Genomic DNA, 16,454 nt, shown 5'->3' with positions numbered 1-16,454 from the left:
GGAGGGCTCCTGGGTTCTACTGTGCGAGGCGGACGATGGTGGCGCCGAAGGCGGTGGACGGGCCGACCTGGTAGGCGCTGTCGAGGTCGACGAAGGTGATGAACTGGCCGATGATGCCCTTGCAGTTGTTGCTGCAGCTGAGCGAGGCGTCGACGGCGGGAGGAGTGTTGTTGTAGTAGGACTGTCCGCCGAAGTTCCAGCCCTTGACGCTGAAGGCTGCGAATCCGGCGATCGTGTAGATCGCGTTCTTGCCGGTGCCGGTGACTGTCGTGAACACGGGCAGCAGGACGATGGCGCGTTGTCCGGCCTGCAGCGCGGAGATCCAGCTGGAATAGATCGCGTCGCAGTAGCTGGGACCGCTTGAGCCAGGCTGGCTCCCGCCGATGGAGGAGGCCACGTTGATGGACGCCCCGCACTGGTTCGAGTTCTGCTGGAGCCAGCCGAAGCCGCCCGGGACCACCTGACTCGGCTGGCCAGGGGTGCCGTAGGTGCAGCTGGGGTTCACCCCCGACCCGAAGGACTGGATGAGCTGGGTGGCGCCGTCGATGGCCGTGCCCTGGAGCTGGCACACGGAGAACGCGAGCGGGAAGGCCGCGATGCCGGTGCTGGGGCTGCCCCAGGCCGCCTGAGCCCTGGCGCCGACCGTTGCGCTCGTGATGCCGAGCGCGCGGGCGAAGAACAGCGACACAGAGCCCGGCTGGGAGCCCGGCTGGAGGGGCTGGGTCGTGGCCGTGACGGTGCGGGAGGTGGTGCTGATCGCGAGCGAGGCGATCCCCGCCTGGCTCGCCTGCGCGTTGGACTGCGCGAGCCCGCTGGCCAGAGTGGAGGTCGTCGAGCACTGCGGATCGGTGAGCGAAGCCGCGCACCGCTGTGCCACCGCGAGGACGGCAGCGTCGGCGCCGTTCTGCAGCTCGGCGCGCTTCGCGTAGAGCATCCCGCCATCGACTGCAAGCGCCGCGAAGCCGAGCAGGACGACCATGAGGATGGCGGTGAGGACGGCGACCGCCCCGCGCTCGCGGGGCGCTCTGCCGTCGAGCGCCTGTGCGGCGCGCGGCGGGAGGATTAGCCGCCGCACAGCATGACTCCCTTCCCCTGGAGGGCGAAGCTGCCGAAGAAACCGGTGCCCGCGAACGTGTAGTTCGCGGTGAAGGTGATGCTCGGCGGTACGGTGCCGGCCGGCGTCTGGCCAGGTGCCGGGCAGGCCGAGGGGGAGATGGTGAAGGCAGAGGCAGGGAGAGTGCCGAGAGTTGAGGCCCCGTTCTGGGCGGCCGTGATCGCCGCCGAGGTGCTGTTCTGCAGCACCATGGCGCGGGCTCCGGCGCGGGCCGCGAAGGTGAGGGTCTGCTGGGCGTTGAACACGCGGCCGAAGTCGACGATCCCGAGCACGATCAGGATGAGCACGGGCAGCACGAGCGCGAACTCGACGGCTGCCGCGCCGCGTTCGCTGTCGCTGGTGCGCATGGTGGCTCCTTGAGCGGTTGGCGGCACGATGACTGCACGGGCAGTCTCGGGCAGCAACCCAGCGGCTGCCCGAGACCATCCCGAGGTCACGCGGCCGGGACGAGCGAGTTCTTGACGTCGGTGAAGATGGTGTTGAGCTGGCCGCCGAGGAGCCCGACGACCGTGATGATGGCGACCGCGATGAGCGCGACCATGATGCCGTACTCGACGGCGGTGGCGCCCTTCTCGCCCGAGAGTGCGCGCTCCTTGAGCTTGAGGCCGAGGGTGTGGAGGGTTGCGACGATGGAAAGCATGGTTGCTCCTGGATCTTCGAGGGGTGACGGCCGGCCGTTTGCCTGCCTCACCATCGAAGGTACGGATCCGTCGGTGGCGCGGGTACGCATCTGGGGCGAAGCTCGCGGAAGCCTCGAGCTCGGGGTGATTCCTGCGTTTCCGCGGTGGTGTTGCTGCGCGAATCCTTAGACTGGCAGGCATGACTTCCGAGCCCTCCACGGTGCGTGTGCGCCTCGATCTGGCCTACGACGGCGGCCCGTTCAGCGGGTGGGCGGTGCAGCCCGGGCTCCGCACGGCGCAAGGGGCCCTCGAGGAGGCGCTCGCGCTGATCCTGCGCCGGCCGATCCGGGTGGTCGTGGCCGGCCGCACCGACGCCGGCGTGCACGCCCGCGGGCAGGTGGTGCACCTGGACCTCGCGCCCGCGGAGTGGGTCGGGCTCGCGCGGCGCTCTTCCGACGCCCCCGAGGAGGTCCTCGTCCGGCGGCTGCGCGGGGCGCTGAGCCGGGTGCTCGGCGAGGAGACGGGCGCGCTCGAGGTGCGCAGCGCCGTCGTGCCTCCCGCCGGGTTCGACGCGCGGTTCTCGGCGCTGTGGCGGCGCTACTCGTACCGGATCGCGGACCGGCCTGAGGACCGGGATCCGGTGCTGCGCGGGATCACGCTGTGGCACCGCACGGGGGTGGACGTGGGGCGGATGAACGCCGCGGCAGACCAGCTGCTCGGGCTTGGCGACTTCCTGGCGTTCTGCAAGCCGCGCGAGGGGTCCACCACCGTGCGCACGCTGCAGGAGTTCGCGTTCGAGCGGACGGACAGCGGCGTGGTTGTGGCCCGGGTGCGGGCCGATGCCTTCTGCCACAACATGGTGCGTGCCCTGATCGGCTCGGCGCTGCGCGTGGGGGAGGGGCTCGAGCCCGCGGGGTGGCTGCACGAGCGGATGCTCGCCCGGGTACGGGACGCGAAGACGCGGCTGGCGCCGGCCCACCCGCTCGTCCTCGAGGAGGTCGGGTACCCGGAGTCGGGGGCGGACATGGCAAAGCGGGCGGAGCTGACGCGGGCGCTGCGGGAGGAGATCCCCGGATCCGGTGGTTGAGCGGAGTCGAAACCCTACGCGATGAGGATCTGCATCCCGACGTTCAGGCCGAGGAACACCCAGCCCATCATCGCGAAGTGCTTCAGCCGCGGGGCGGGCCATTTCGCGGCCAGCCAGAGTCCGAGGAGCAGGCCGTTGATCGCCGTGCCGTAGGCGATGAGCGCGGTGATGACGGCCCTCATGGCAGCCGCCCCGTCATTGCGCCAGCAGAGGTCTGGGTGTCGCGGCCCATGTCTTCTCCATCCAGAAGAACGCGGCCTCGGGGTAGCCTGCCCAGATGTCCCAGAGGTGACCCCCAGCGTAAGCGCTGGCTCGGCCGGCGGGCAATGGCCGCGACCGCAGTGAGGAGTTCCCTCCCGACTCTGGGCATCGGGAGGGAACTCCGGCTTGGGGGACCTCGCCGGTCCGGCGGCCTACACGAGCAGCTCTTGGAGCGCCTCCTGCAGGCCGGGCATTCGCGCAGTACCGGCGAAGCCGTACGCGCACGTGTTGCCGATGCGCTCGAGGGCCGCGGAGGCCGTGAGCAGGTGGACGCCGTTCGGTGAGAGGCTTGTGCTCCCGCGAGCCACTCTGGCGCCGTGGACCAGGACGATGGGGATGACCTCGATCTCCGGCCCGAGGAGGCAGCGGAGCTCGTCGGCAGCCTCGTGCAGGGACTGGGGCCTCGGCTTGCTCCCGCGGAATGTGGGAATGGCAATGTCACGGGTGCCCGCCGCCCATTCCCACATTCCGCCCCCAAAATTGGCCGAGTCGACGAGGAACACGGCGTTACCGCACGCCACGGCGTGGTCGGCTGTACTGCCGCCAGGCGTGCCTATCCGGTGGAAGACTGACGGGCCGGGGACCGCGAGGAGCAGATCCAGGAGCGCCGCGGTGGTCCGGGCGGCCCGCAATGCTGGGATCGGGAAGCCTTGGCGGGAGCCCTGCGCGGCGGCCACGTACGGGATGCCGAAGATCCGGTCCGCCCGGGCGGCCCTGACGGCGGCTGCCACATTGCGGCGCCGCGCCGTCACGGCCCGGCGAGTCACGTCACGGGTGTAGAGCGCCATGCCGGCGGCACCGCAGAGGGCGATGAGGAGCACCGGGCGCCAGGAGATGTCCCCGCGGGCCCACAGCAGACCCGACCCGAGTGCGATCCCGCCGACGGCGGCGGCGAGCGCGCCGGCCTTGGCCAGCGCCCGGCGGGTGATCCGCCGGTTCCGGAGCCGGACGGCGGGAGGCACAGCGGCCATGCCGCCGAACTCGCGGTACCACGCCCAGTCGACTGGATGAACCTCGGGAATCTGGACGCCGATGTCGCTGCTCATGGGAACCTCCTGACACTTCGTTGAGGGTCCCCTCCCGATTCTGGGCATCGGGAGGGGACCCGGTTTGGGTGCCCCCGCGGGCCAGCTGCATGGCCCGCGGGGGCACGATCAGGAGAACATCTTGACGATGTTCATGACGGCAGGACCCATCACAACGATGAACAGTGCCGGAAGGATGGTGAGCATGAGCGGGAAGATAATCTTGACCGGAATCTTCATGGCTTGCTCTTCAGCGCGCTGACGCCTCTTGGTGCGCATCTCCTTGGCCTGAGCGCGGAGGACCTTCGCGATTGCGATGCCGTACTGGTCGGCCTGGACGACGGCCCTGATGAATGAGCCTAGGTCCGGGGATGACGCGCGCTCGCCGAGCGCAAGGTAGGCCTCACGTCTCGCTCGTCCAACTTGGATGTCCTGCAGGGTGCGGATGAACTCCTCGGCCAGCGGACCGGTGCTGTTCTCAGCTGCACGGGCCATAGCGGCCTCAAAACCGACCCCGGCCTCGACCGAGATGAGCATCTGGTCGAGCATATTGGGCATTGACCGCTGCATGCTCTCGCGGCGCTTCTGGCCGGCGCTCTGGAGCAGGAGGTCCGGAAGGAAGTAGCACAGGACGCAGGCCGCGATGGTGAAGAGCACGAGGAGCGGTGAGAAGCTGCTCTTGAGGATGAAGAGCCCGAATCCGAGCCCGACCAGAGCGAGAATGGGCTTGAGGACGAGGACCCGGTCGAGGGGCCATGACCCCGGGCGCCCGGCTGCCGCCAGGCGCTTGTCGAGGAATGCGGCGTAGCCCTTGGGCGTGATCCTTCGGGCGAGCTCCTGCAGCCGCTCGGGAATCGTCCACGTCGTTTGCTTGGATCCGGCCTGCGCCAGGCCGAGGTTGATCTCGATGGCCTTGCGGGTGGTCCGGTCCGTGGCGATCACGGACCAGACCAGATAGGCGGCTGGCAGCACGATGGCAAGGACCGCGGCCATGGCGATGGGTGACATGTGATCCTCCTCAGTACTTCGGCTTGATCATCCGGAAGAGCCACAGCGAGCCGACGCCGAGCAGGATGGCGCAGACGGCGAGCATGCCCCACCCGGGCAAGGTGGTGTAGAACACCGTGGCGTAGAGCGGATTGATGAATGACAGGATGATGAGGAAGGCGATCGGGAGCCCGATCAGGATGTAGGCGGAGAGCTTCCCCTCGGCGCTCAGGGCGGACACCTGCCGTGCCAGCTGGGCGCGGTCCCTGATGGTGTCGTTCACGTTCTCGAGGATCTCGGCCAAGTTGCCGCCGACTTCCCGTTGGGTCTCGATGGCCTGGGTCGTCCACAGGAAGTCTTGGCTCTTCATTCGACCGGCGAGGTCAACGAGGGACTCGGTGAGGTCACGGCCGATACGAGCCTCATTGAGCGCCCGGCTCAGCTCGGCCCCCATGGGCTCTTCGCATTCGTGGCTGGCTCCGTCGAGGGCCCGGAGGAGGCTGTGACCGGCCCGCATGCTGCCAGCGAGCATCTGCAGAGTGTCGGGGAGCTGGGTCGCGAACTTCGCCTGACGACGTGAGGCCTTGATGTTCAGCCACGCGAGCATGCCGGCCGGGACGAGCACGAGCAGCAGGATGCCCAACCCCGGCCCCGCGAGGACAAACCCCAGGATTGCGGCGAGAAGGGAGCCTCCGCCGCAGGTGAAGAGGAAGTCTCCTCGGCTCAGCTTGAGCCCGGCCTGCTGGAGCTTGTCGCTGCGGACGAGCCGGAGTTCGCGCCCGTGGAGGGAACGGTTGATTGCACCGACGGCTGCGTCGGTGAACCGGGCGAGCGCGGCGTTTGACTGATCCTTCCCTCCTGGGCGCCGCCGTTCGGGAGACACCGTGCGTCGGGGCTTGGTGAGCAGGACGATTAGCGCCGTCAGTCCTGCATAGACGGCACCCAGGCCGAGGGCGAGGACGATCGGAGAGTCCACAGCCGTCACGCCCTTCCAAATCGGGGGCCGAACAGGGACGGACTGACGTGGATGCCAAGGTCTGCGAACTTCTCCATGAATCGTGGCCGGACCCCGGTGGGGATCGGCTTCCCGAGGAATCTGCCGTTGACGTCGACGCCGGCGCTGAAATCGAAGATGAAGGCATCCTGGAGCGTGACCACGTCTCCCTCCATGCCTTGAACCTCGGTCACGTGGGTCACCCGGCGTGTGCCGTCACGGAGTCGGCTGAGGTGCACGATCAGATTCACCGCCGAGGACACTTGTTCTCGGATAGCGCGCAGAGGCAGGTCCATGCCGGCCATGAGCACGAGGGTCTCGAGACGGGCGATCGCATCCCGGGGGGAGTTCGCGTGCACGGTGGACAGCGAACCGTCGTGACCGGTGTTCATGGCCTGGAGCATGTCCAGCGTCTCACCGCCGCGGACCTCGCCGACCACGATGCGGTCAGGCCGCATGCGAAGTGAGTTGCGAACGAGGTCGCGGATGGTGATGGCGCCCTGTCCTTCGATGTTTGGAGGGCGGCTCTCGAGGCGGACCACGTGGTCCTGTTGAAGCTGGAGCTCCACGGCATCTTCGATGGTGATGATGCGCTCATCGCGGGGGATGAACGAGGACAGGACATTGAGCAGAGTTGTCTTGCCGGTGCCCGTGCCGCCCGAGACGATGACATTGAGCCGCGCTTGGACGCAGGCGTGCAGGAGCTCGGCCATCTCGGGGTTCATGGTCCCCAGCTCGATCAACCGTGCGACGCTGAGAGCCTCCCGGGAGAACTTGCGGATCGTCAGCGAGGAACCGCTCACGGCAAGAGGGGGGATGATCGCGTTGACGCGCGATCCGTCCAGCAGCCTCGCATCGACCAGCGGCGACGATTCGTCAATCCGGCGCCCGACCCTCGACACGATGCGCTCGATGACCCTGCGCAGCTGCTCCTCAGACTCGAAGGTCGTTTCGGTGAGGAAGAGCTGGCCGTTGCGCTCGACGTACACCTGGTCTGCACTGTTGACCATCACCTCGGTGACAGACGGATCGTCGATGTACCGCTGGATCGGCCCCAAACCGAGGACATCGTCGATGACCTCGTCAATGAGCCGGTCCCGTTCGCTCGATGTGAGGGGTACGGACTGTTCGGCGACGACTGACCGGAGCTCGTCACGCACGTAACGCTGAAGGTCCTCCTCGCTGAGGGTGGGATCGGAAATCCGCGTTCCCACCCGCTCATACAGGTCAGCGGTGACCTTGGACTTCAATTCGCGGATGGCGAGGCTTGCGCGGACATCCGTCGTAGTGACGATATCCCGACCGGAGTGCCGCGCCTCGGCATCGGCTGCCGCCTTTGCGAGAACGCGCGTGTTGAGCGTCGAGGATTCCCTCTGACCAGTCTGGTCCGGGTGTCTCTCGTCAAACCCTTCGGTGGGAAGCGTCGGGTCGCCGGCGCCCTCGTCGCGTCGGGCGTCCTCAAGCCGCTTGAAGAGGTTCACTGGAACACCGCCCGTCGATGGAGCTGCTTGCGTTCGCGCTCTTCCCACTGCGGCTTCAACCGTTCCACAAGCTGATTCAGGCCCTTCACAGCAGGATCGCGAAGGCGGTCCTGGAGCGCCGGAATGCCCCGGTTCGTCGCGAGAGGGAGGGCGCGGGACCTCGGCAGGACGACGTCGACAGGAACCCCAATCGTTGCCTCGATGTCCTGGACGGTGATGCCGGACTTGCGGTCCGCCATATTCAGGACGAGGGTGCGGCGCTCGGGCAGCATGCGCAGCTCCTGGAGGATGTCGAGTCCTGCTTTAAGGCCGCGGACGCTGGGAATGTCCATTCCGCAGACCCAGACGACGTCGGTAGCCTGGTCTAGGGTCGCGAGAACGTGCTCTCCGAGACCGGGCGACGTGTCGATGACGACGTACTGGAACTCAGCGGCAAGCTTCTCGATGATCTCCGAGATCTTGCTGGCCGAGATCCTGTCGGCATCGGCGGGATTGCGGGGTGCGCAGAGCGCATAGATGTTGGTGCTGTGGGCGGTCAGATAGGTCTTGAGGGACAACGCGTCGATCGGTCCCTCCGCCGCGTCGAGCACCGTGCGGTCGGGGGTCATCATGAGCCCACTGGCCACGTCGCCGAACTGGAGGTCGAGGTCGACGATGACCACGGACATCGGCGCGGCCTTGCCAAGCCCGACTGCGATGTTGGTGGCGATGGTCGTCTTCCCCACGCCTCCCTTGGGTGACATCACCGCAATGACTCGACCGCTCCGGTTGCCGACGGCAGCTTGGTCGGCCGACAGCGGAGGCATGGCCGCGAGGCGCGATCCCGCTGCAGTGGCTGCCTGATCGAGGTGGCCCCTCAACGTCTCGATGTCGGTCTCAGGGCCGATGAGGTCCCTCACACCGGCCCGCATCGCACGGAGAGCCACTTCAGGCGCTGCGGGGGCAGCGTACACGACGCTCACCTGGGGGTGGCAGACGTCAACCGCGGCAGAGAACGCGAACACCTCTTCGGCAGGGAGGTCCGGACCGAGGACGAGGACCTCAAGCGGCTCCCCCTCCAGTTGCCCGAAGACGTCGTCGATGTTCTTCGGCAGGAACCCCGCGTGGAAGGCCTGCAGGGCACCTGGCAGCATCACGGCGGCCAGACGGACCCGATCTTCAAAGCCGGCGTCCTCGGTGATAACTGCGAACCTGCTCACTGGAACACCTTCGTCCGGTCAAGGATGCCGCCGTCGCCATTCTGCGAGGCCGACGACTGCTTGGTCAGGTAGACCTTGCCGAATTCGGCCGCGTAGACGATGCGCACTGCATCGGCGGCGGGACGGGCCAAGGTGACGAGGTATTCGCCGTTGCTGGCGTTCTGGCTGGCCGAGCCAACACCACCACCGCCGTTCTGGGCAGGTGCTGTGGCGTTGTTCTGGGCCGTAGCGCCGGACGAGACCTGCAATCCGGTGACGAGGACCTTGTTGTAACTGAGCCGGGTCTGGGCAGGAGTTGCGTCTTCCTTGGGGAAGGACAGAGCGACGCCGACCAGGTCGCCTGCGGAGAGGGCGCCGCCGACAACCCGTTCGATGGGGAGACGGACAGTGACTTCCTGCATCCCGGCCGGCACATCCACGCGGCCGGGAGCGTGGAGTGTTGACGGGTCTGCGAAGCGTCCGGCAATCAGCTGCTCGCCCACCTCCAGATTGACCGAGGTGACCTTCCCCGAGAGGCTCGAGAGGTCGGCCACGGCATCGGAGGGAACCATGCCCTTCGGCATGGGCTTCTTCGCCACGCTGTCAGAGATGGCGGTTCCGGCAGTTCCGGCGGGAATCGGCTTCTGCACCACGTAGACCTCCTGGGTCTCCGTGCCGGCGTAGGCGCGCTGATCGGCGCTGTTGACGTAGGTGATGAGGAGCACGGCGCCGATGATTGCAACAATCAGAGCAGCCACGCCTCCCAGTAGGCGGGTCCTCATGGGAATCCCCTTTCCTGCTTTGCTTATTTGATGAGCTTCACGGAGGTAGATCCGTAGTCGGTTCCGCCGCTGCCGCCGATGTTGGGGTCGGTGATGTCGAACCTGATGAATCGGCCGATCACGCAGCGGTCAACGCCACCGCTGCAAGCGAGGTTCGTGCTCAGGCCCTGGGCCGCGAGGTCGCTGGCCTGATTGCGGAAGGCTCCGGGCGCACTGTTGTTTCCTTGCTGAAGCTTCCAGCCGTAGATCTGGAGCGTCGCGTAGCCGGAGATGGCGTAGGTCATGTTGTTGCCCGAACCGGTCGTCGAGGTGAAGACCGGGAACGTAACGTCTTGTTCGTTGCCGGCGGTAATCGTGTTGACCCAGCTCGTGAGGACCGGTGAGCAATATGTGGCGTTCGGAAAGTTGTTCCCTGGATCGGAGGCTCCCGTGACCACAGTGCCTGCGGTGGTGGTCGTCTGGCAGGTTCCGCTGTCTGGCACTAGCCATCCCCAGCCGCCGGGACCGCTTGAGCCTGAAGGGCTCGTACATGTCTGACCGGGCTTGTACTCGAAGGTCTGAACGACGCCCACCTTGGTTGTCGGGGTCAGGTCCCAGCAGTTTGCGGAGAGTGCGAGCGGGAAGCTCTTGCCGTAGCCGGGAGCGCCCCACCTCGCGGTGGCGCTGGCCGTGACTTGGACCGAAGGAGTGCCGAAGATCCCGCCGAGGATCAGTTTCAGTCCCGCGGGCGGGGTCGTCGTCGTCACGGCCACCTGGCCCGCTGACGGCCAGGTGATTCCTTGAACCTGAGCGGACCCGTCCAAGGAGCTGTCCTTTGTGTACAGGGGCGCCAAGGTCGCGTCGTAGGCAGTGCTGCAGCTCGTCGGAGCGTTCACGGAGCAGTACTGGGCGAGGGCAAGCGCCGAGGCGTCCGCTCCGTTTTGGAGCTGGGCCTTCGTCGAGACCATCAGGCCTGTGTCGACCGCGAAGGATGCCATGCCCACGAGGACGAACGCTAGGACGACGACCAGTATGGCTGCGGCCCCACGTTCGTCGTGGCCACGTTGCGAGCGCCGTATCAGCCGTTGCATCGCATGGCTCCTGTCCCGTTCACGTTGACCGGATTGGGCAGCCCGAACCATGTGCCGGATACTGTCTGGACATTGGTGGTGACTGTCGCTTGGACCTCGGTTCCCGGGGTACAGCTCGTCGGCACGGTCACGGAGATGGTGTAGCCGGGAGCGACGCTCTGGGCGTTGGTGATCGCCTGACTCTGGCTGTTCCCGATAGCCACCGTTCGGGCGGCTTCTCGGGCCGCGTTGGTCGCGAGGACCTGGGCGTTGTAGATGCGCCCAAACTCCACGATGCCTAGAACGAGGCCGAGGAGCAGGGGCAGGACGAGGGCGAACTCGACGGCCACGGCGCCTCGTTCACGGCGGTGAGAAGTCTCTTTCATCGTTCACAACCCGCTCACCACGGTCTGGAAGCCAGGAACGAGCGCTGGGCCGATCAGGGCCACGGCGCCGAAGATCGCCGAGGCGATTAGGAAGACCAGGAGGCTGTACTCGACTGACGTTGCGCCTCGCTGTCGGCTCTCGGCCATCGCTCCTCCTTGGGAAGGGTCGTGCGTCTTGGATTTCCCGGTTCGTGGACGCCGTGTCCGGCGTCCACGAACCGGGGAGGGCAACACCGATGGTGCTGAGTGCCGTCAGAGCTGACTGCTGATGGTGGTGAACGCCGAGTTGATCTGGCCCCCCAGAGTGACGACAGTCCCGATGATGACTGCGGCGATGAGCGCGACCAGGAGGCCGTACTCGACCGCGGTCGCACCCTTCTCTCGACCGTCTCGGGTCAGGTCGTTCCAGAGGACGAGCAGAGAAGTCACGAGCTGGTTCACGATGATCCGTGTCCTTTCGAGCGTCCGGCGCCGGCAGCGTCAGAGCTTGGTGGAGATGGTCTGGAAGGCGCTGTTGATCTGGCCGCCGAGCGTCACGACCGTGCCGATGATGACCGCGGCGATGAGAGCGACCAGAAGTCCGTATTCAACGGCCGTCGCTCCCTTTTCCTTCTCGTCGTTCACAATGCCGTTCCAGAAGGCGAGAACGGAGATGAAGACCTTTTCCATGGCGATGTCCTTTTCATGAGATGGAGCATTTTGTAAAAAGGGGTCTTTGTGTCGGGCCACCCCCGGTATTCCTGCCCGTGCCACAAATCTCCCACCTCCAGGAGGCCGGCACCATAAGGGTTGATACGTAAATACGAGTGTTTTGACAACGTCTGAATACCCCTGCTCCGCTCGGCGATGTACCTGCCGCCCACCCGCCGCACCCCGTGGGGAGTACTCAGTGGCGAACCTCCGGGCTACTTGCGCGATGGACACGTCCACTTCGGCGGGTGAGTACACCTCGGAAGGGCCCCTCCGGAGGCACCAGATGGCCCGCTTTGACCCGGCACGCCGCGCCGGGATAGTCTTGATAGTCGTTGTGCGTGTCCTGACTCGATGGAACGCGCCTCGGGAGTGTCCAGTTGCAGGACGCCAGCTTCCGGGCGCATTCGAGATGCAAGGGATAACTGGTCTGGGAGCCCTCACCTCTGGTCCGGTAGCGCACCGAAGCACGGGGTGTATCTCACCGGCATCCCACCAGACCAAGAAACGAAGGCAATAACTGTGCGTACGTACACTCCGAAGCCCGGCGACGCCGACCGTCAGTGGCACGTCATCGACGCCACCGACGTCGTTCTGGGTCGTCTTGCCAGCCAGACCGCAACGCTGCTGCGCGGGAAGCACAAGCCGACCTTTGCGTCCCACATGGACATGGGCGATTTCGTCATCATCATCAACGCGGACAAGGTGGCCCTCACCGGCGCCAAGCTCCAGCAGAAGCGCGCCTACCGCCACTCGGGCTTCCCGGGCGGCCTCACGAGCGTGACCTACGCCGAGCTGCTCGAGAAGAACCCGGTCCGCGCCGTGGAGAAGGCCGTCAAGGGCATGCTCCCGAAGAACAAGCTGGCCGCCCAGCAGCTGTCCAAGCTCAAGGTCTACGCGGGCCCGAACCACCCGCACGCTGCCCAGCAGCCCAAGACCTTCGAGATCAACCAGGTTGCCCAGTAGTCCTGGCCACTACTCAAGAATTCATCAAGGAGAACACTGTGGCTCAGAACGAAGAGCTGAACACCGCGGCTGAGGAGAACCTCACCAGCTACACCTCCGAGAGCGCCCCGGCCGCGGCCGAGACCGCCCAGCGCGAGCGCCCGGCCCTCACTGTCGCCGGTGCGGCCGTCGGCCGCCGCAAGGAGGCCGTGGCCCGCGTCCGCGTCGTCCCCGGCTCCGGCCAGTGGACCATCAACGGCCGCACGCTCGAGAACTACTTCCCGAACAAGCTGCACCAGCAGGAGGTGAACGACCCGTTCAAGCTCCTCGACCTCGAGGGTGCCTACGACGTGATCGTCCGCATCCACGGTGGTGGCCCCTCCGGCCAGGCCGGCGCTGTCCGCCTCGGTGTCTCGCGCGCGCTCAACGAGATCGACGTCGAGAACAACCGTCCGGCCCTGAAGAAGGCCGGCTTCCTGACCCGCGATGCCCGCGTGGTCGAGCGCAAGAAGGCCGGTCTCAAGAAGGCCCGCCGCGCTCCGCAGTACTCGAAGCGCTGATCCCAGCCCTTCCGGCGGCCCGTCCCACTACAGTGGGGCGGGCCTCGTCGTTTTGTTTGTGGGGAGGCTGGAGGTGGTAGACGCAGGCATGCCCTGCGGGTTCGCAACGGTACGCTGTCTTCACCCAGGCGAGGATCTTCGCGGACTCGCCTTGGCCGAGGCTCGCAGCCGGTGGAACGTTGCCAACGATGAGCAGGCCGACCTGACCAGCTTCCACTTTGCTCTGAAAGTCGCGGAGGGTCGGGAACGGGTCGGTTCCGTCAAACCCACCGATTGCGAGGACGCTTCGCTGGGTTGCGAGTTGATACCGGGCCGCACTAGCAGATCCGATGGTGGCGCCCGGCCATCTCTTACCTTCGGGCACGAGCCTGAGATCGCGCACTGCATCCGGCTCGACCCCGTCCCCAAAGATGGTTGCGGCGAACACTGGTGTGGTGTTTCCATGCATCAGGGGATCGGCAGGATCGTCGGTCCTATAGCCGTTGAGCGGCGGGCCGCCCGCAAGCGCCGCACCTTCGTGCGCACTGGCAACCGTGCTCGCGGACCACAGGAGCGGGCCCAAGAGGACCAGGCAGAGGCACATCGTCACACCCGCGGGAGCAAAGGCACGGATGGGCGGAAGGACGGCCCAAGCGATCGCAAGCGAGCCCACTAGCAGTGTGGCTATCGAGTACCACGGGAACGTCTCGGATGCGCGGAGAGCATTGGCATCGTCGAAGATCAGAGTGGCCGCCAACGAGACTCCAAGCAGGACGCGGAAGAGCCCGCGCCTCCGTAGCTCAATCAGGTGTTTCAAGGCAGTCGCCCCCAAACACGCCGCCGATGGGACGACGCTTAGGGCGTAGTAAGGGTGCATGATGCCGGACATGGACGCGAGTACAGCGCTTGAGCAGATGAACCACAGCACGTTGATGATGAGGAAGTTCCGCTCGCGCAGGCTCGCCCTCCTCCATAGCATGACTGCCATGACCACACCCGCGACTGCCAGCGGGAGCACCCAGAGGACCTGTGCAGCCAGCTGAGGGTAGATAAATCGAATGGGCCCAGCAGGAAGTGCCTCCCCTGAACCAGAAAAGCTGCCCAGCTGTGTGCGCTCCGCGTCAAGGCCTGTGAGACGGTCCATGCCGTTGTAGCCCAGCGTGAGCTCCCAGAAGCTGTTGTTCCGGGTCCCCCCGATGAACGGACGCGAGCTCGGGGGCGTCAGGGTAGCGACGGCGAGCCAGCTGCCCGCCGTCGCTACCGCGGCGCCGAGAGCTATGAAGACCCCGCGCAGCCTGATACGAAGAGACCAAGGCCCTAGCCACAGTACGGCCGTGAGCAAAGCCGGTGCCACAAGTGCCACTTGGAGCTGCTTAGTGAGAAACCCCGCGCCGATCATCACGCCAGCAAGGCCAAGGAGCCTCTGACGCTGAGTTCTGATAGCTGCCAGGGTGGCAGCGGCAGCCGAGGTCATGAGCAGCGTCAGCAATGCGTCCGGGTTGTTGTAGCGGAACACGGCGGTGGAGACAGGCATGAGTGCCATCAGCGCGCCAGCGAGAAGACCCCAGCGGTGCCCGAGGTGCTGAGCGGCCATCCTGTAGACGAGCCAGACGGTAGCGACTCCCATGAGGGCCTGAGGCACGAGAATGCTCCACGGGTTCAATCCGAAGATCTTCACGCTCAGGCTCATGACCCAGAGGGCGAGCGGCGGCTTGTCGACCGAAATCCCGTTGGAGGGGTCAGAGGAGCCGAAGAAGAATGCAGTGAGATTGTCCGCGCCCGCGAAGGCGGCAGCCGAGTAGAACGCGTTGGCCCATCCGTTGATGCTGAGGTTCCACAGGTACAGCACCGCAGTTCCACCAAGGAGCGCGGCGGTCTCCCACCTACTGCGCACTACGGCTCGCGGCGCCTTGAGGCTGGCTGCCAGCGTGCTCAGCGCACTCACACTGAATCCAGTGCGCGAGCTCCGAGGACATGCTTGCGAATGGGACTCCGCACGGTCTTGTGAGCGCGGAAGACCCAGTACTTCAGCAGCGCGAAGCGCAGAAGGGTGGCCAACGCGTTCGCCGACGTGAGGGTTGCGAGCTCAGCGGTCGGGCCGGGTGCCGTCGCGAAGCCGTGGAGGATCAGCAGCGACGACGATGTCAGGCCCCATGCGAGACCGAACACGATCAGGCCTTGGACCTGGTGGAGCGTGTAGTCCTTATGGCCCCGGATGCCGAACGTGAAGCGGCGGTTGGCGGCGGTGTTGAGCACAGCGGTGAGGAGGAGCGCGCCGAAGTTGGCTAATTGGGCACCGAAAGCAGGCTGCAGCATGAGGTACAGCATGGCGTAGGCGATCGTCGAAACGATACCCACGGCGGCGAACCTGAGAGCGTGTCCGAAGAACGACCGGGCACGCGGCGGCTGGAGAGGGCGGCGGCCCAGCTCTGCGTAGACCGCGGCAAGTGGAAGCCGGTGAAAAGCAAGCGACGTGGCGACCCGGATGATCCCACGCACGTCATCCACTGCCGTCTGCAAGATGTTGACGGTGCTGGACGCGTCATCGGTCCAGTCTACGGGGACCTCATAGATCCGGAGGCCAGCACGCTCAGCTAGGACCAGGAGCTCTGTGTCGAAGAACCACCCTGTATCTTCGACGTGCGGCAGGAGCGCTCGGGCGGCGTCCCTGCGCATGGCCTTGAATCCGCACTGGGCGTCCGAGAATTGGACGCCCAGGCTACTGCGGAGCATCGTGTTGTAGGTGCGGGAGATGAACTCGCGCTTGGGGCCACGCACCACGCGGGAGGTCCGGTCGAGTCGGGTGCCGATCGAAACGTCGGAGTGGCCCGAGAGGAGCGGGGCGATGAGCGGTGGTAGCGCTGCGAGGTCCGTGGAGAGGTCGACGTCGAGGTACACCACGACGTCCGCGTCCGACGCCAGCCATGCTTGCTTGAGCGCGCGGCCGCGGCCCTTCTGCTCGAGCCTCATGTAGGTGACGTCTTCGAGCTCCGCAGCCAGGGACTCTCCAATGAGCCGGGTTCCATCGGTGCTCGCGTTGTCGGCGATCGTGATCTGCCACGTGGCACGCACCTCCGCTGTCAGGTAGGCCGCAAGTTTCCTAACTGAGGAGGCAAGAGAAATTTCTTCATTGTACACCGGAATGACAACGTCGATTTCCGGTCCCCCGTGAGCGAATTCCATGCGAAGCAGATTAAGTCTGCTCCAGTGGTCGTCTCTACCCAGACCGATGAATTCACGTAGCCGTTTTCTTGACTACGTAGTTTCCAAGTACCGCACCGAGGCCACATTGAGTACTCGACCCCGAAAGACAAGT

The 16,454-nt window shown here is 66.0% G+C and carries 20 protein-coding genes; 3 read left to right on the top strand and 17 right to left on the bottom strand.

Features of this window, described 5'->3' with window-relative positions:
• Positions 1 to 16: 16 nt before the first annotated feature.
• From J2W20_RS03095 to J2W20_RS03085, 3 genes are all read right to left on the bottom strand, one after another.
• A complete protein-coding gene (locus J2W20_RS03095) occupies positions 17 to 1,075 on the bottom strand; it encodes a pilus assembly protein TadG-related protein (protein WP_307004464.1) in 1,059 nt (352 codons plus the stop codon).
• Positions 1,063 to 1,461: a TadE/TadG family type IV pilus assembly protein gene (locus J2W20_RS03090; RefSeq protein ID WP_307004463.1), complete on the bottom strand. Its 399-nt coding sequence runs from the start codon at positions 1,459 to 1,461 to the stop codon at positions 1,063 to 1,065. Before J2W20_RS03090 ends, J2W20_RS03095 begins: the two co-directional genes overlap by 13 nt.
• 86 nt (positions 1,462 to 1,547) lie before the next feature.
• The gene (locus tag J2W20_RS03085) at positions 1,548 to 1,754 is read right to left on the bottom strand and encodes a Flp family type IVb pilin (protein WP_307004461.1); all 207 of its coding nucleotides are present in this window, start codon (positions 1,752 to 1,754) and stop codon (positions 1,548 to 1,550) included.
• 179 nt (positions 1,755 to 1,933) lie between these two features.
• Here J2W20_RS03085 and J2W20_RS03080 point away from each other — a divergent pair, with 179 nt between their 5' ends.
• The gene (locus J2W20_RS03080; protein WP_307004460.1) at positions 1,934 to 2,821 is read left to right on the top strand and encodes a tRNA pseudouridine synthase A; all 888 of its coding nucleotides are present in this window, start codon (positions 1,934 to 1,936) and stop codon (positions 2,819 to 2,821) included.
• A 14-nt stretch (positions 2,822 to 2,835) separates the two neighbouring features.
• On the opposite strand, the gene J2W20_RS03075 is transcribed toward J2W20_RS03080, so the two are convergent.
• The 12 genes from J2W20_RS03075 to J2W20_RS03020 form a co-directional block, all read right to left on the bottom strand.
• Positions 2,836 to 3,003, bottom strand: coding sequence for a hypothetical protein (locus J2W20_RS03075; RefSeq protein ID WP_307004459.1), 168 nt, complete (start codon positions 3,001 to 3,003; stop codon positions 2,836 to 2,838).
• A 231-nt stretch (positions 3,004 to 3,234) separates the two neighbouring features.
• On the bottom strand, positions 3,235 to 4,128 hold the full coding sequence (locus J2W20_RS03070) for a hypothetical protein (protein ID WP_307004457.1): 894 nt from the start codon (positions 4,126 to 4,128) through the stop codon (positions 3,235 to 3,237).
• Positions 4,129 to 4,236: 108 nt separating this feature from the next.
• Entirely contained in the window at positions 4,237 to 5,115 is an 879-nt protein-coding gene (locus J2W20_RS03065) for a type II secretion system F family protein (RefSeq protein ID WP_307004456.1), read from the bottom strand.
• Positions 5,116 to 5,125: 10 nt separating this feature from the next.
• Positions 5,126 to 6,079: a type II secretion system F family protein gene (locus tag J2W20_RS03060; protein ID WP_307004455.1), complete on the bottom strand. Its 954-nt coding sequence runs from the start codon at positions 6,077 to 6,079 to the stop codon at positions 5,126 to 5,128.
• Positions 6,076 to 7,569, bottom strand: a complete 1,494-nt coding sequence (locus J2W20_RS03055) for a CpaF family protein (RefSeq protein ID WP_307004454.1) — start codon at positions 7,567 to 7,569, stop codon at positions 6,076 to 6,078. The genes J2W20_RS03060 and J2W20_RS03055 overlap by 4 nt, the downstream gene beginning before the upstream one ends.
• Positions 7,566 to 8,768, bottom strand: a complete 1,203-nt coding sequence (locus J2W20_RS03050) for an AAA family ATPase (RefSeq protein WP_307004453.1) — start codon at positions 8,766 to 8,768, stop codon at positions 7,566 to 7,568. Before J2W20_RS03050 ends, J2W20_RS03055 begins: the two co-directional genes overlap by 4 nt.
• Entirely contained in the window at positions 8,765 to 9,505 is a 741-nt protein-coding gene (gene cpaB, locus J2W20_RS03045) for a Flp pilus assembly protein CpaB (protein ID WP_307004452.1), read from the bottom strand. The genes J2W20_RS03050 and cpaB overlap by 4 nt, the downstream gene beginning before the upstream one ends.
• 47 nt (positions 9,506 to 9,552) lie before the next feature.
• Positions 9,553 to 10,599, bottom strand: coding sequence for a TadE/TadG family type IV pilus assembly protein (locus J2W20_RS03040; RefSeq protein ID WP_307004451.1), 1,047 nt, complete (start codon positions 10,597 to 10,599; stop codon positions 9,553 to 9,555).
• Positions 10,587 to 10,964 carry a TadE/TadG family type IV pilus assembly protein gene (locus J2W20_RS03035; protein ID WP_307004450.1) on the bottom strand — a complete coding sequence of 126 codons (378 nt, stop codon included), beginning with the start codon at positions 10,962 to 10,964 and terminating at the stop codon, positions 10,587 to 10,589. Before J2W20_RS03035 ends, J2W20_RS03040 begins: the two co-directional genes overlap by 13 nt.
• Before the next feature lie 3 nt (positions 10,965 to 10,967).
• Positions 10,968 to 11,111: a Flp family type IVb pilin gene (locus J2W20_RS03030; RefSeq protein WP_307004448.1), complete on the bottom strand. Its 144-nt coding sequence runs from the start codon at positions 11,109 to 11,111 to the stop codon at positions 10,968 to 10,970.
• 105 nt (positions 11,112 to 11,216) lie between these two features.
• Positions 11,217 to 11,405 carry a Flp family type IVb pilin gene (locus tag J2W20_RS03025; protein WP_307004447.1) on the bottom strand — a complete coding sequence of 63 codons (189 nt, stop codon included), beginning with the start codon at positions 11,403 to 11,405 and terminating at the stop codon, positions 11,217 to 11,219.
• A 39-nt stretch (positions 11,406 to 11,444) separates the two neighbouring features.
• Positions 11,445 to 11,633, bottom strand: coding sequence for a Flp family type IVb pilin (locus tag J2W20_RS03020; protein WP_307004446.1), 189 nt, complete (start codon positions 11,631 to 11,633; stop codon positions 11,445 to 11,447).
• 543 nt (positions 11,634 to 12,176) lie between these two features.
• Between J2W20_RS03020 and rplM the strand changes: the two genes are divergently transcribed.
• Complete coding sequence (gene rplM, locus J2W20_RS03015) at positions 12,177 to 12,620, top strand: 50S ribosomal protein L13 (protein ID WP_066499416.1); 444 nt, start codon at positions 12,177 to 12,179, stop codon at positions 12,618 to 12,620.
• Positions 12,621 to 12,658: 38 nt separating this feature from the next.
• Positions 12,659 to 13,159, top strand: a complete 501-nt coding sequence (gene rpsI, locus J2W20_RS03010) for a 30S ribosomal protein S9 (protein ID WP_307004443.1) — start codon at positions 12,659 to 12,661, stop codon at positions 13,157 to 13,159.
• On the opposite strand, the gene J2W20_RS03005 is transcribed toward rpsI, so the two are convergent.
• A complete protein-coding gene (locus tag J2W20_RS03005; RefSeq protein WP_307004440.1) occupies positions 13,119 to 15,083 on the bottom strand; it encodes an ArnT family glycosyltransferase in 1,965 nt (654 codons plus the stop codon). The two genes, rpsI and J2W20_RS03005, sit on opposite strands and share 41 nt — an antisense overlap.
• A complete protein-coding gene (locus J2W20_RS03000) occupies positions 15,080 to 16,321 on the bottom strand; it encodes a bifunctional glycosyltransferase family 2/GtrA family protein (protein WP_307004438.1) in 1,242 nt (413 codons plus the stop codon). The genes J2W20_RS03005 and J2W20_RS03000 overlap by 4 nt, the downstream gene beginning before the upstream one ends.
• Between the last annotated feature and the right edge of the window lie 133 nt (positions 16,322 to 16,454).

The sequence above is a fragment of the Sinomonas atrocyanea genome (assembly GCF_030812675.1).
Taxonomy (GTDB): Bacteria; Actinomycetota; Actinomycetes; order Actinomycetales; family Micrococcaceae; genus Sinomonas; species Sinomonas atrocyanea_B.
The sequence above is the reverse complement of the archived record's forward strand: the minus strand, read 5'-3'. Positions and strand labels throughout refer to the sequence as shown.